Here is a 12,337-nt window from a genome sequence, read left to right as displayed (position 1 = left end):
CGCGTCGCATCAGAACCGCCCGCGCAGCGTGATGCCATAGGTGCGCGGCTCGGCGAGGAAGGCCGAATAAAGCGCATTGCCCGTGCCGCCGAACGCCGCGACGTTCGCCGACGATCCCGCACCCTGGAACGGGGTGTTGAACGCCACCTGGATATAGTTCTGGTTGAACACATTCTGCGCCCAGACTTCGAGCGCCCAGATCTGGTTCTTGCCGCGCAGGCCGATGCGCGCATTCACGATCGCGAAGCCATCCTGCTTCTTCTCGGGCGCCAGATCCGAGCCCGTGTTATAGTCCGACGTCAGGCGGCTATCGACATAGAGAAGCCCCGAAAGGCCGTTGTGGCCGAGATCGGGCGTCCACGCGAACGAGGTGGTGACGACATTGTCGGGCGCGTTCGACAATTGGCTGCCCGGCAGCAGGAACAGCGCACGGTCGAGCGGTTCGCCGGTGGTCGAGCTGCCGACCAGATTGCGGCTGAACCGGGCATGCGAATAGGTGTAGCCCGCGGTGAACTGCACCTGGCGGATCGGGCTGATCGTCGCCTCCAGTTCCACGCCCTGCGACACGACGCCCGGCTTGTCCGACCGGTTCACGGCACAAGCGCCGGTCTGTGCGCCGGTTACCGGGTTGAAGCCGTTGTCGCTGTCGGCGCCGTTCAGGCTGTCCTTGCACGCCTCGATATTCTGCACGACGAAGATCGAGCCGTTGAAGGTATTCAACTGGAAATCCTTGAACTCCTCGCGGAACGCCGCGACGTTCAGCGTGAAACCGGGCGTGTTGAACTTGGCGCCGATCTCGTAATTGTTCACCTTTTCCGAATTGAAGCGCAGGCCCGGCGCGTCCGCATTGGACCGCACCGAAAGCACGCCGTTCACGCCGCCCAGATCGGACCGGTCGAGATTATAGCCGCCCGCCTTGTAGCCCTTGGCATAGGACACATAGGTCAGCAGCTTGGGCGTCGGCTTCCACGACAGCACCGCGGTGCCCGTGAATTCGCCGTCGCCGAAGCTGTCGGACGGATTGAGCGCGTTCAGCGCCGAACTCGAATTGCCCGTGCAGGTGAGCGTCACGATGCCTTGCGCGAACGCGGTCGCGCCGCTCTGCGACATGGTGAGCGGGGCGAGTGCGGCCTGCTGGATCGGGCAGACGGTGTTGTTGTTGTTGAACTTCGCGCTGAACGCCTTGCGCTCGTGCGTGTAGCGCAGCCCCCCGGTGATCGACAGCGTGTCGGTGATGTGGAGGATGTTGTGCGTGAAGAACGCATAATTCTCGCTGTCCTGCCGGTAGATCGAGCCCGAATCGCCGACATTGTTCACGCCGCCGCCGAGGCCGGGACCACCCGTCAGCCGGTCGAGCGCCGAGGTGATGAGCCCGCCCGCCGCGCCGAACGCGCCGGTGAGCGTCGCCCGGCCCGCTGCGCTGAGGCAGCCCGGCGCGTTCTGGTTCTGGAGCGCCACCACGGGGCTGACTGTCGCCACGAGGCGGCAGGCCGCGAACTGACCATATTGCGAACCGAAGACCGCATTGTCGACGAGCTTCAGATTCTCCTTCGAATAGAAGCCGCCGACGAGCCAGTCGAGCTTGCCCGAGAACAGCGAACCCTGGAGCCGCGCCTCCTGCGTGAACGTATGGAACTGGCGATACGCATTCCCGTCCGCGGCACGGTGCGTGAGATCGATATTGGTGTAGTCGATGTCGCTGGCGTTGCCGGCCTTGTATTCGCGGTAGGCGGTGATCGAAGTGAGCGTCGCGCCGCCCAGATCCCAATCGGCCTGCACCGATCCGCCATAATCCTTGGTGACGTTCCGATAGGTCTGGCCGGGCGTCACCGCGACCTCGCGGTTGAACGGGTTGCTGGTGCTGCCGGCCAGCGGGTAGGCCGCGCCCTGGCGGCGCAGGATGTCGACGATGCGGTTCGACGCGTTGGTCACCACCGCATGGTCGGCGTTGGTCGTGGCGAAATAGGGCGCGACGCCCGCGGCGTTCGCGGTCGGGTCGGTGGTTTCCGCCTGGCTGTAATAGACCGCGCCGCAGCAGCTTTCGTTGCGCCGCGAATAGTCGCCGATCACGCGGAAGCTGAGCGAGTCCGTGGGTTTGAAGAGCAATTGGCCGCGGACGAAATAGCGGTTGCGATCGTTGATCCGGGCCTCGCTGCCATTGGCGGCGGTGACGTTGCGGTAGAAGCCGTCGCGGTTGACGGCCACGCCGTCCAGGCGGAACGCGAGCACGTCCTTGATGATCGGCCCGGTGATGCCGGCGGCCTCGCGGAACTGGTTGTAGTTGCCGTAGGTGAATTCGCCGTTGCCGTGCCAGTCGAACTCCGGCGCGCGCGTGATGATGTTGATGAGGCCGGCCGATGCATTGCGGCCGAACAGTGTGCCCTGGGGCCCGCGTAGCACCTCGACCCGGTCGATCTCGCCCAGCTCGTTGAGGCCGACGCCGGTGCGGCTGCGATAGACGCCGTCGATGAACACCGCGACCGAGCTTTCGAGGCCCGGATTGTCGCCGACGGTGCCGATGCCGCGGATGCGCGCCGATGCATTCGATTCGCTGCCGGTGGACGAGATCAGCAGCGACGGCGCGAGCTGGTTCAGCGAGCGGATGTCGTTGCCGCCCGAATTCTGGAGCGCCGCCTGGCCCACCGCGGACACTGCGATTGGCACGTTCGACAGCCGCTCGGACCGGCGTGTCGCGGTCACGATGATGTCCCCTTCGTTGACCGAGCGCGACGGCGCGGCGGGGTCGACATTGCCGGCGGTCGTCACGTCGGTGGGCGACACGGGCTGCGTCTGCGGCTGCGCCGGCGACGAGGGAACGTCTTGTGCGAAAGCCGGTACGGCAATCGCCATCGTGGCCGCAGACAGAAGAAGGGCGGTCGTTCGCATCGTTTCAGGCTCCCCGGTATTTTTTGAATTATCGGTTTGGAGAGACCCTGACCACGCTAGCCCTATTAGTCCATGACAAATACTTCATGAAGCCGTCATTTGCCAGCCATTGTTGCAAGGATGCAACATGCCGGCCGCCAAGCGCGAAAAACCCGCGGCACGCGCGCGCCGCGGGTTTTTTCGTCCATCACAACGAGGCTCTGCAGGCCCGCAGCGAATCGCCGCAGGCCCGGCGTATCACTTGGGTGCGAGCACCATCAGCATCTGACGGCCTTCCATGCGCGGATAGGCCTCGACCTTCGCGACCTCCGCCACGTCGTCCTGCACGCGCTTCAGCAGGTTCATGCCGAGCTGGCCGTGCGACAGTTCGCGACCGCGGAAGCGCAGGGTGATCTTCACCTTGTCACCCTCGCCGATGAAGTCGTTCACCTTCTTCATCTTGGTGTCGTAATCATGGTCGTCGATGTTCGGACGCATCTTGATCTCCTTGATCTCCTGCGTCTTCTGCGACTTGCGGGCGAGATTCGCCTTTTTCTGCGCCTCGTATTTGAACTTGCCGACGTCGAGGAACTTGGCAACGGGCGGATCGGCGTTGGGCGACACCTCGACCAGGTCCAGGCCGTGCTCGGCCGCCTGCTCGATCGCCTCGCGCGTGTACATCACGCCCAGATTCTCACCCTCGTGATCGATCACGCGGACTTTGGGGCTGACGATGAATTCGTTGAATCGCGGGCCGTTCATGGCAGGGGCCTGCATCGGCCGGCGCATCATGGGAGGACGTATGGGTTCTGCTCCTGTGGTTGTTCACACTGGTATTTGGGCGCAGCCATAGCCGAAAATGGGCGCTCCGGATAGCCGCGCCGTCGCCTCATCGCATATCGGGGGCGCGGGCCTCGTCCGCAAGGCGCGCCGTCGCCGCCGCGAGCGTCAGCATCTCCTGCCCCTGGCTGCCCAGCCGGCGCACCGCGACCGTTCCCTCGTCCGCCTCGCGCTTGCCGACCACGAGCAGCACCGGCACCTTCGCCAGGCTGTGCTCGCGCACCTTGTAGTTGATCTTCTCGTTGCGCAGATCGGTTTCGACGCGCAGCCCCGCCGCGCGCAGCTCGGCCGCCACCTGCCCGGCATAATCGTCCGCATCCGACACGATCGTCGCCACCACCACCTGCACTGGCGCCAGCCAGAGCGGGAAGCGCCCGGCATGATGCTCGATCAGGATGCCGATGAAGCGTTCGAACGTGCCGAGGATCGCGCGGTGCAGCATCACCGGCCGATGCCGCTCGCCATCCGCGCCGACATAGCTCGCATCGAGCCGTTCGGGCAGCACGCGATCGGACTGGATCGTGCCGACCTGCCATGTCCGCCCGATCGCGTCGGTCAGGTGGAATTCGAGCTTGGGCGCATAGAAGGCCCCCTCGCCCGGCAGTTCCTCGAACTTCGCCTTGATCGCGTCGGACAGGTTGGAGCCCAGCACCGCCTCGCGCAGCTCGGCCTCCGCCTTGTCCCACATCGCATCGGAGCCGAACCGCTTCTCGGGGCGCAGCGCCAGCTTCACCGCATAATCCTCGAAGCCGAGATCGCGATAGACGCTGTCGAGCAGCTCGCAGAACGCCTGCACCTCGCCGACGAGCTGGTCCTCCGCGGTGAAGATGTGCGCGTCGTCCTGCGTGAACTGGCGCACGCGCATGATGCCGTGCAGCGCGCCGTGCGGCTCGTTGCGGTGGCAGCAGCCGAATTCGGCCAGGCGCAGCGGCAGGTCGCGATAGGACTTGATCCCCTGGCGGAAGATCAGGACGTGCGCGGGGCAGTTCATCGGCTTCAGCGCCATCAGATCGGCGTCGCCGGTCAGGATCGCACCCTCGTCCTCGGGATTGGGGATCTCGTCGGGAACGACGAACATGTTCTCGCGATATTTGCCCCAATGGCCAGACTGTTCCCACTGGCGCGCGTCCATGAGCTGGGGCGTCTTCACCTCCTCATAGCCCGCAGCGTCGAGCCGGCGGCGCATATAGGCCTCGAGCTGGCGCCACAGGACGAAACCCTTGGGATGCCAGAACACCGAGCCCTGCGCCTCGCTCTGCAGGTGGAACAGGTCCATCTCCTGCCCGATCTTGCGGTGATCGCGCTTGGCGGCCTCCTCCAGCATCGTCAGATGCGCGTCGAGCTGCTTCTTGTTCAGCCAGCCGGTGCCGTAGATGCGGCTGAGCATCGCGTTCTTCTGGTCGCCGCGCCAATAGGCGCCGCTGACGCGCGTCAGCTTGAACGCCTGCGGATCGAGCTTGCCCGTCGAGACCATATGGGGGCCGCGGCACATGTCGAGCCATTCGCCCTGGCGGTAGATCGTCAGCTCCTCGCCCTCGGGCAGCTCGGCGGCCCATTCGGCCTTGAAGCGCTCGCCCTGTTCGGTCCAGCGGCCGATCAGTTGCTGCCGGCTCCACACTTCGCGCACGAAGGGTTCGTTGCGGGCGATGATCGCGCGCATCTCCGCCTCGATTGCGGGCAGATCCTCGTCGGTGAAGGGGCGGTCCTTGGGGGCGAAGTCGTAATAGAATCCGTCGTCGGTCGCCGGGCCGAAGGTGATCTGCGTGCCCGGAAACAGATGCTGCACCGCCTCGGCCATGACGTGCGCCAGATCGTGGCGGACGAGTTCGAGCGCATCGGCCTCGTCCCTGGCGGTGACGAGCGCGAGCTGCGTGTCGCCTTCGAACGGACGGTTCAGGTCGCGCACCTGCCCGTCGATGCGCGCGGCCAGCGCGGCCTTGGCGAGCCCCGGCCCGATCGCGGCGGCCACGTCCGCCGGGGTGGTTCCCGGCGCCACTTCGCGGACGGAACCGTCGGGCAGCGTGATGCGGAACAACTCGGCCAATTGGGCGGACATGACGGACTTTCGTGATCGGGATTGCGGTGCGGCCAGATGCCGCGGGGTCGTATACGCAAGGATTGCCGCGCGGTCACGACCCCAAGCGGAGGACGCGAAGTGGAGGAAGTGGAGGCGTGGAAACGGTGTTTCCACTTCGCGCGGGCGGGGCGGCGGCGGGAAGGACTCGGTACGGGCTCATGGGTGGAGCCTGACGGAAACCGGCCGTGTAGGACAGCCCCGATCCACCGTTCCCCGGGGAAGGCCGGGGCCCATCTGGGGGACTTGATGTGTCTACGGGCGCGCTTCGTCACGATGGCCTTCCCAACTGGGCCCCGGCCTTCGCCGGGGAACGGTTGCGCTGGCGCCCCTTAGAGTCCGATGACGTTACTTCGATCCGTTCGCCCTGAGCTTGTCGAAGGGCCTGTACCGACTGCGAAGGCACCCGCGGGGAGCGCGTGCTTCGACAGGCTCAGCACGAACGGATTTGGTGATCCGATCAAGCTAATGTCATGTCGCTCACGCCACCCCGAACGGCACCACCCGGTTGATGTTGCTATGCCCCACCACCGCGCTCCCCAGAAACGGCACGCGCATCTCGGCGCACCAGCGGCGGATCATCGTCTCGGGCGTCTCGGCCCAGGGCGGGTCGTTCGCCACCACCTCGCTGATCGCGCCCAGCCGCACGCCGGCGATCCCCTTCAACTGCGTCGCATGCGCCATCGTGAACAGCATCCGGTCGATGCGGTACAGCGGCTCGGATACCTCTTCGATCAGCAGCACATGGTCGGTTAGGTCGGGCAGATAGGGCGTGCCGATCAGCGCGGCGAGGATCGACAGGTTGAATGCCGCCGCCGGCCGCGTGCCCAGCCCCGGCTCCAGCCCCTGCCGGTCGCGCGCCGTCAGCCAGCCGAGCGCGCGCGCCAGGCACACATCGCCGCCGTCGCGATCGATATCGACCGGCATCGGCCCGTGCACCGGCCGACCGATCCGCGCGGCATAGAGCGCACCGAGCAGGAACCCCATGTCCGAATAGCCCATATAGGTCTTGGTGCGCGCCGCCGGCCCCAGGCGCGGCATGACTTCGGCGAGGATGCGGTTCGACCCGTAGCCGCCGCGCGCGAACCAGATCGCGTCGAAGCCCGGATCGTTCGCGTATTCGAGAAAGGCCGCGGCGCGGCGCGCGTCGGGCCCGGCGAAATGGCCGCCGTCGCTTTCGAAACATTGCGGGTGGAAGACGATCTCCGCGTCGGGACAGGTGATCGCGGCGAACGCCAGCGTGCGCGGTTCGACGATCGGCAGGATCGCCTTGGCGGGCGCGACGATGCCGATCCTCATGTCACCATCCCCACGACTTGCCCGCGCCCCGGCCGCGCGATAGCGCAGCGCGATGCATGACGGCAATCTTTCCGGCACCTCCTGTTTCCTCGTCGGCATCGGCGGATCGGGGATGATGCCGCTGGCGATGATCCTGCGCGCGCGCGGCGCCGTCGTCGCGGGGTCGGATCGCGGGCTCGACCAGGGCCGCGTGCCGGCCAAGTTCGACGCGTTGCGCGCCGCCGGCATCGCACTCTTTCCGCAGGACGGCAGCGGCGTGGCCTCGCCCGACCAGCGCGTGATCGCCTCCGCCGCGGTGGAGGCGAGCGTGCCCGACATCGTCGCCGCGGACGCGCTCGGCTGCGCGCGCGCGACCCGTGCCGAGACGCTGGCCGCGCTGTTCGGTGCGAGCGCGGTGCCGATCGGCGTGGCGGGCACCAGCGGCAAATCGACCGTCACCGGGATGATCGGCTGGATCCTTCACGCAGCGGGCCGCGATCCGACGGTGATGAACGGCGCGGTGATGAAGAATTTCGCGAGCGCCGACGCGCCGTTCGCCAGCGCGCTCGTCGGCCGGGGGGAGGCGTTCGTCAGCGAAGTGGACGAGAGCGACGGATCGATCGCGCTCTACCGTCCGACGATCGCCGCGCTCAACAATGTCAGCCTCGACCACAAGGGGCTGGACGAGTTGCGCCAGCTCTTCGGCGATTTCGTTCGCAAGGCGGTGGTGGCGGTGGTCAATATCGGCGACGCGGAGGCCGCGCGGATCGCGGAGACGGTGGCCGCGGAGTCGCTGGTGAGCGTGGCGATCGACGCGCCCGCCGATCTGGTCGCCGAACGGCTCGTGCCGGCCCCGTTCGCGATCGCGTTCGATCTGGTCGCCGGGGACGAACGGCACCGCGTGACGCTTGCGGTGCCCGGCCGCCACAACGTCGCCAACGCGCTGGTCGCGCTGGGCGCGGCGCGCGCGGCGGGCGTGCCGCTCGCCGTGGCGGTCGGCGCGATCGCGGGGTTCACCGGGCTCAGGCGGCGGTTCGATCATGTCGGCGATGCCGGCGGCGTGTCGGTGATCGATGATTTCGGGCATAATCCGGACAAGATCGCCGCGACGCTTGCCACGCTCCACGCCTTTCCCGGCCGGCTGCTGCTGCTGTTCCAGCCGCATGGCTATGGCCCGCTGCGCACGATGCGCCGCGAGCTGGTGGCGACGTTCGTGGACGGGATGGCGGCGGGCGACCGGCTGGTGCTGCCCGATCCGGTCTATCAGGGCGGCACCGTCGCGCGCGACGTGACCAGCGCGGACATCGCCGCCGATATTACGGGCGCCGGCGGCGACGCGCGCCACATCGCGGACCGCGCCGCCGCCGCCGCCGCGCTGGTCGCCGCGGCGCGGCCGGGCGACCGCATCGTGGTGATGGGCGCGCGCGACGACACGCTGCCGCTGCTGGCGGCCGACATGCTGGCCGCGCTTGCCGCGAAGGGTGGCGAATCCGCGCGTCCGTGATAGGGTGGCGGCCCGCCAACGAAAGGGTCCGCCGATGTTCCGCCGCCTGTTCCTCGACCATCCGGAAACCGTCGGCGAGACCTTCACCGAACATTTCATGGTGGCGAGCGGCTTCGGCGCGAAGATGATCGTCGGTGGCGCGGGCGCGCTGCTCCACGCCTTCGTCCCCGCGCTCTGCAAGACGAGCGGCAGCCGCACCGTCGCCGAACTCCACGCCCGCATGGTCGCCAAGCGCGGCGCGGTGCGCGCCGACCAGACGCAGATGAAGACGGTGGAATATATCATCTGACGGTGGAAAGCCTGCTTGACTGACAAGCGTGCTTGACTGTAAAGCCTCCTTCACAACGAAGGAGGCCGTGATGCGCTTTTCCCCCGCCCAGCGACGCTATAATCAACGTGTGCTGCTGCTCAGTCTCATCTATGTCGCGCTGCTGTTTCCCGCCATCTATCTGATCGGCCACGGGCTCGTCGCGGGGCCGATCGCCTATGTCGTCGGCGTGCTTCCCGCCCTGGCGGTGTCGGGATTCTTCTGGCTCATGGCGCGCTATCTGGTCGAGGAACGCGACGAATATCTCCGCATGCTGCAAGCACGCCAATTGCTGATCGCCACGGGCATCGCGCTGACGATCTCCACCATCTGGGGCTTTCTCGAAGGATTCGCGCTGGTTCCGCACCTGTACGCCTATACCTGGCCGATCATCTGGTTCGCAGGGCTCGGGATCGGTGCGGGGATCAACATCGCGATCGAGCGACGCGCGCGATGACCAATCATCTAAAACAGCTCCGCGCCGAACGCGGCTGGAGCCAAGGCGACCTGGCCGAACGGCTCGATGTGTCGCGCCAGAGCGTCAACGCGATCGAAACGGGGCGCTACGATCCCTCGCTCCCCCTCGCCTTTCGCATCGCCGAACTGTTCGGGCGCCCGATCGAACAGGTGTTCGTCAGCCCCTCGGCGGCGGGCTGACGATCGGCTAAGGGCGGCTGCATGACCGACACGCCCCGCCCCCGCCTCGCCTATCGCCTCACCCCGGGCACCGGCCCGACCGTCATCTTCCTGCCGGGCTATGCCTCCGACATGCAGGGGGCGAAGGCGCTGGCGCTGGAGGCCTGGGCGAAGGCCGAGGGGCGCGCCTTTCTGCGCTTCGATTATGGCGGCTGCGGGCAGAGCGAGGGCGATTTCGCCGACCAGACGCTGGCGGGATGGCGCGACGATGTGCTCGCGGCGATCGACGAACTCGTCGAGGGGCCGGTGGTGCTGGTCGGATCGTCGATGGGCGGGTGGCTGATGCTGCTGGCGGCCAAGGCGCGCCCCGAGCGGATCGCGGCGCTCGTCGGGATCGCGCCCGCGCCCGATTTCACCGATTGGGGCTTCACCACCGACGAGAAGATGCGGCTGCTGACCGAGGGGCGGCTCGAACGCGAGAACCCTTATGGCCCCGAGCCGACGCTCTACACCCGCGCCTTCTGGTCGTCGGGCGAGGCGAACCGGCTGATGTTCGGCGACATCGCGTTCGACGGTCCGGTGCGGCTGCTCCAGGGAATGCAGGATCGCGACGTGCCCTGGGCGCGCACGGTGCGGCTCGCCGAGATGATCCGTTCAGCGGATGTGCAGACGTGGCTGGTCAAGGACGGCGACCACCGCCTGTCGCGCGACGCCGATCGCGCGATGCTCATCCGGGCGGTCGAGGATGTGACGCCGCGCCCATGATATTCCCGATCCTCGCCGCCGCCGCGCTTCAGGCGGGTCCGCTCGCCACCCATGCCGACCGGTACGAGCGCTGCGTCGATCTGGCGCGGACCGATCCCGCTGCCGCGCGCGCCGAGGCGCTGCGCTGGCGGGCGAGCGGGGGCGCCGCGGCCAGGGGCTGCGCGGGGCTCGCTTTTGCCGCCGAGAAGAACTGGGCGGCGGCGGCGGCGGAATTCGAAGCGGCGGCCGATCTCGCCAGGGACGCCCGCACCGCCACCTTCCGCGCCGAGGCGGGCAATGCGTGGCTCGCGGCGGGCGCGCCCGACAAGGCGCGCGCCGATCTGAACGCGGCGCTGGATGCCGGCACGCTCACCGGGCTTGCATTGGGCGAGGCGCAGCTCGACCGCGCCCGCGCGCTGGTCGCCGCGAACGATCCGGAGGCCGCGCGCGACGATATCGACCGCGCGCTGGTGAACGCCGGCGACGATCCGCTGGCCTGGCTGTTGTCGGCCACGCTCGCGCGGCGGATGGACAATCTGCCGCGCGCCAGGGCGGATATCGCGCAGGCGCTGCGCCGCGCCGCGGACGACGCCTCGGTCCAGCTCGAGGCGGGCAACATCGCCGCGCTCGGCCATGACGAGGCGGCAGCGCGCGAGGCCTGGGCGCAGGCGGCGCGGATCCAGCCCAACGGCCCCGCCGGGCGCAGCGCGGTGGTGGCGCTGCGCCAGTTCGACGTGCCCGCGGCCACCGCCGCGAACCCCGCGCCCGTCGCTCCCGCAGCCGCCGCGACCCCCGCGGCGAAGCCCTAGGCGACGCGCTGAGCGCACAAAATCCGCGCCGCTCGCTGGCATCGCACCCCCGCGCTCCCTAACTCCGGATTCGACCAACCGGAGTTCGTGCATGAAATATCTCCACACCATGATCCGCGTCACCGATCCGGACGCGACGATCCGCTTCTTCACGCTGCTCGGGCTGAAGGAGGTGCGGCGGATGGAGAACGAGAAGGGCCGCTTCACGCTGATCTTCCTCGCCACGCCCGAGGACATGAACGCGCCGGGCGAGCGCGCGAACGCCGAGGTGGAGCTGACCCACAATTGGGACCCCGAAAGCTATTCGGGTGGCCGCAACTTCGGCCATCTGGCGTACCGCGTGGAGAATATCTACGAGACCTGCCAGCGGCTGATGGACGCCGGCGAGACGATCAACCGTCCGCCGCGCGACGGCCATATGGCGTTCGTCCGCACGCCCGACGGCATCTCGATCGAGCTGCTGCAGGACGGCGTGCTCGAACCCGCCGAGCCCTGGTCGTCGATGCCCAACACGGGGGAATGGTGATGGCCAAGGATCTGGAGATCGTCCGCGTCCCCGTGCTGGCGGACAATTATGCCTGGCTGATCTACGATCCGACGACCGCGGATGCCGCCGTCGTCGATCCGGGCGACGCGGGCCCGGTGCTCGCCGAGGCCAAGGCGCGCGGCTGGCACGTCTCGCAGGTGTGGACGACGCATTGGCACCCCGACCATACCGACGGCAACGCGGCGATGAAGGCGGCGGGCGCCACCGTCACCGGCCCGCGCGCCGAGGCGGCCAAGATCCCGACGCTCGACACGATGATCGGCGAAGGCGATGTCGTCCGTCTCGGCACCTTCACCGGCAAGGTGATGGCGGTGCCGGGCCACACGGCGGGACACATCGCCTTCCATTTCGAGGAACTCGGCGCGCTGTTCACCGGCGACACGCTGTTCGCGATGGGCTGCGGCCGGCTGTTCGAGGGCACGGCCGAGCAGATGTTCGCCAATTTCCAGCGCTATGCCGCGCTGCCCGATGACACCAAGGTCTATTGCGGGCATGAATATACCGCCTCCAACGCCGCCTTCGCGGTGACGGCGGAGCCCGACAATGCCGCGATCGCCGAACGCCGGATCGCGGTCGACGGGATGCGTGCCGAGGGCGAGGCGACGATCCCGACGACGATGGGGCTGGAACGCACGACCAATCCGTTCCTGCGCGCGACGACGCCCGAGCGATTTGCCGAGCTGCGTGCAGCCAAGGACGACTTCAAGGGTTGAGCGCGAGGGGGAACAGGAGT

12 protein-coding genes are annotated in these 12,337 nt (G+C 67.8%); 8 read left to right on the top strand and 4 right to left on the bottom strand.

Annotation, left to right across the window (positions count from 1 at the left end):
- Positions 1 to 9: 9 nt before the first annotated feature.
- The 4 genes from L8H00_RS15535 to L8H00_RS15520 form a co-directional block, all read right to left on the bottom strand.
- Entirely contained in the window at positions 10 to 2,886 is a 2,877-nt protein-coding gene (locus L8H00_RS15535) for a TonB-dependent receptor (RefSeq protein WP_242098218.1), read from the bottom strand.
- Positions 2,887 to 3,123: 237 nt separating this feature from the next.
- Positions 3,124 to 3,657 carry a translation initiation factor IF-3 gene (gene infC, locus L8H00_RS15530; RefSeq protein ID WP_242098217.1) on the bottom strand — a complete coding sequence of 178 codons (534 nt, stop codon included), beginning with the start codon at positions 3,655 to 3,657 and terminating at the stop codon, positions 3,124 to 3,126.
- A gap of 97 nt (positions 3,658 to 3,754) precedes the next feature.
- Positions 3,755 to 5,761 (bottom strand): threonine--tRNA ligase, encoded by a 2,007-nt coding sequence (gene thrS / locus L8H00_RS15525; RefSeq protein WP_242098216.1) that lies wholly within the window; start codon positions 5,759 to 5,761, stop codon positions 3,755 to 3,757.
- Between the two features lie 498 nt (positions 5,762 to 6,259).
- Positions 6,260 to 7,078: an LD-carboxypeptidase gene (locus tag L8H00_RS15520; RefSeq protein ID WP_242098215.1), complete on the bottom strand. Its 819-nt coding sequence runs from the start codon at positions 7,076 to 7,078 to the stop codon at positions 6,260 to 6,262.
- Positions 7,079 to 7,130: 52 nt separating this feature from the next.
- Here L8H00_RS15520 and L8H00_RS15515 point away from each other — a divergent pair, with 52 nt between their 5' ends.
- From L8H00_RS15515 to gloB, 8 genes are all read left to right on the top strand, one after another.
- Positions 7,131 to 8,561 carry a Mur ligase family protein gene (locus L8H00_RS15515; protein WP_242098214.1) on the top strand — a complete coding sequence of 477 codons (1,431 nt, stop codon included), beginning with the start codon at positions 7,131 to 7,133 and terminating at the stop codon, positions 8,559 to 8,561.
- 34 nt (positions 8,562 to 8,595) lie between these two features.
- Positions 8,596 to 8,850 (top strand): DUF6356 family protein, encoded by a 255-nt coding sequence (locus tag L8H00_RS15510; protein WP_242098213.1) that lies wholly within the window; start codon positions 8,596 to 8,598, stop codon positions 8,848 to 8,850.
- A 70-nt stretch (positions 8,851 to 8,920) separates the two neighbouring features.
- The gene (locus tag L8H00_RS15505; RefSeq protein WP_242098212.1) at positions 8,921 to 9,325 is read left to right on the top strand and encodes a hypothetical protein; all 405 of its coding nucleotides are present in this window, start codon (positions 8,921 to 8,923) and stop codon (positions 9,323 to 9,325) included.
- Positions 9,322 to 9,525 (top strand): helix-turn-helix transcriptional regulator, encoded by a 204-nt coding sequence (locus tag L8H00_RS15500; protein ID WP_242098211.1) that lies wholly within the window; start codon positions 9,322 to 9,324, stop codon positions 9,523 to 9,525. Before L8H00_RS15505 ends, L8H00_RS15500 begins: the two co-directional genes overlap by 4 nt.
- A 21-nt stretch (positions 9,526 to 9,546) precedes the next feature.
- Positions 9,547 to 10,269: an alpha/beta hydrolase gene (locus L8H00_RS15495; protein ID WP_242098210.1), complete on the top strand. Its 723-nt coding sequence runs from the start codon at positions 9,547 to 9,549 to the stop codon at positions 10,267 to 10,269.
- On the top strand, positions 10,266 to 11,057 hold the full coding sequence (locus L8H00_RS15490) for a tetratricopeptide repeat protein (RefSeq protein WP_242098209.1): 792 nt from the start codon (positions 10,266 to 10,268) through the stop codon (positions 11,055 to 11,057). Before L8H00_RS15495 ends, L8H00_RS15490 begins: the two co-directional genes overlap by 4 nt.
- 91 nt (positions 11,058 to 11,148) lie before the next feature.
- Entirely contained in the window at positions 11,149 to 11,583 is a 435-nt protein-coding gene (locus L8H00_RS15485) for a VOC family protein (RefSeq protein WP_242098208.1), read from the top strand.
- Positions 11,583 to 12,317 carry a hydroxyacylglutathione hydrolase gene (gloB, locus tag L8H00_RS15480; protein WP_242098207.1) on the top strand — a complete coding sequence of 245 codons (735 nt, stop codon included), beginning with the start codon at positions 11,583 to 11,585 and terminating at the stop codon, positions 12,315 to 12,317. Before L8H00_RS15485 ends, gloB begins: the two co-directional genes overlap by 1 nt.
- Positions 12,318 to 12,337 lie beyond the last annotated feature (20 nt).

Source organism: Sphingomonas sp. CROZ-RG-20F-R02-07 (genome assembly GCF_022662335.1).
GTDB lineage: Bacteria > Pseudomonadota > Alphaproteobacteria > Sphingomonadales > Sphingomonadaceae > Sphingomonas.
This window is presented reverse-complemented; position numbering and strand designations above follow the sequence as displayed.

What these genes read in the sequence shown, in the direction of transcription:
- L8H00_RS15485 (WP_242098208.1), top strand. Translation starts at nt 11,149, where the DNA reads ATGAAATATCTCCACACCATGATCCGCGTCACCGATCCGGACGCGACG.
- infC (WP_242098217.1), bottom strand. Translation starts at nt 3,657, where the DNA reads ATGATGCGCCGGCCGATGCAGGCCCCTGCCATGAACGGCCCGCGATTC.
- gloB (WP_242098207.1), top strand. Translation starts at nt 11,583, where the DNA reads ATGGCCAAGGATCTGGAGATCGTCCGCGTCCCCGTGCTGGCGGACAAT.
- L8H00_RS15520 (WP_242098215.1), bottom strand. Translation starts at nt 7,078, where the DNA reads ATGAGGATCGGCATCGTCGCGCCCGCCAAGGCGATCCTGCCGATCGTC.
- L8H00_RS15500 (WP_242098211.1), top strand. Translation starts at nt 9,322, where the DNA reads ATGACCAATCATCTAAAACAGCTCCGCGCCGAACGCGGCTGGAGCCAA.
- L8H00_RS15515 (WP_242098214.1), top strand. Translation starts at nt 7,131, where the DNA reads ATGCATGACGGCAATCTTTCCGGCACCTCCTGTTTCCTCGTCGGCATC.
- L8H00_RS15510 (WP_242098213.1), top strand. Translation starts at nt 8,596, where the DNA reads ATGTTCCGCCGCCTGTTCCTCGACCATCCGGAAACCGTCGGCGAGACC.
- L8H00_RS15505 (WP_242098212.1), top strand. Translation starts at nt 8,921, where the DNA reads ATGCGCTTTTCCCCCGCCCAGCGACGCTATAATCAACGTGTGCTGCTG.
- L8H00_RS15490 (WP_242098209.1), top strand. Translation starts at nt 10,266, where the DNA reads ATGATATTCCCGATCCTCGCCGCCGCCGCGCTTCAGGCGGGTCCGCTC.
- L8H00_RS15535 (WP_242098218.1), bottom strand. Translation starts at nt 2,886, where the DNA reads ATGCGAACGACCGCCCTTCTTCTGTCTGCGGCCACGATGGCGATTGCC.
- L8H00_RS15495 (WP_242098210.1), top strand. Translation starts at nt 9,547, where the DNA reads ATGACCGACACGCCCCGCCCCCGCCTCGCCTATCGCCTCACCCCGGGC.
- thrS (WP_242098216.1), bottom strand. Translation starts at nt 5,761, where the DNA reads ATGTCCGCCCAATTGGCCGAGTTGTTCCGCATCACGCTGCCCGACGGT.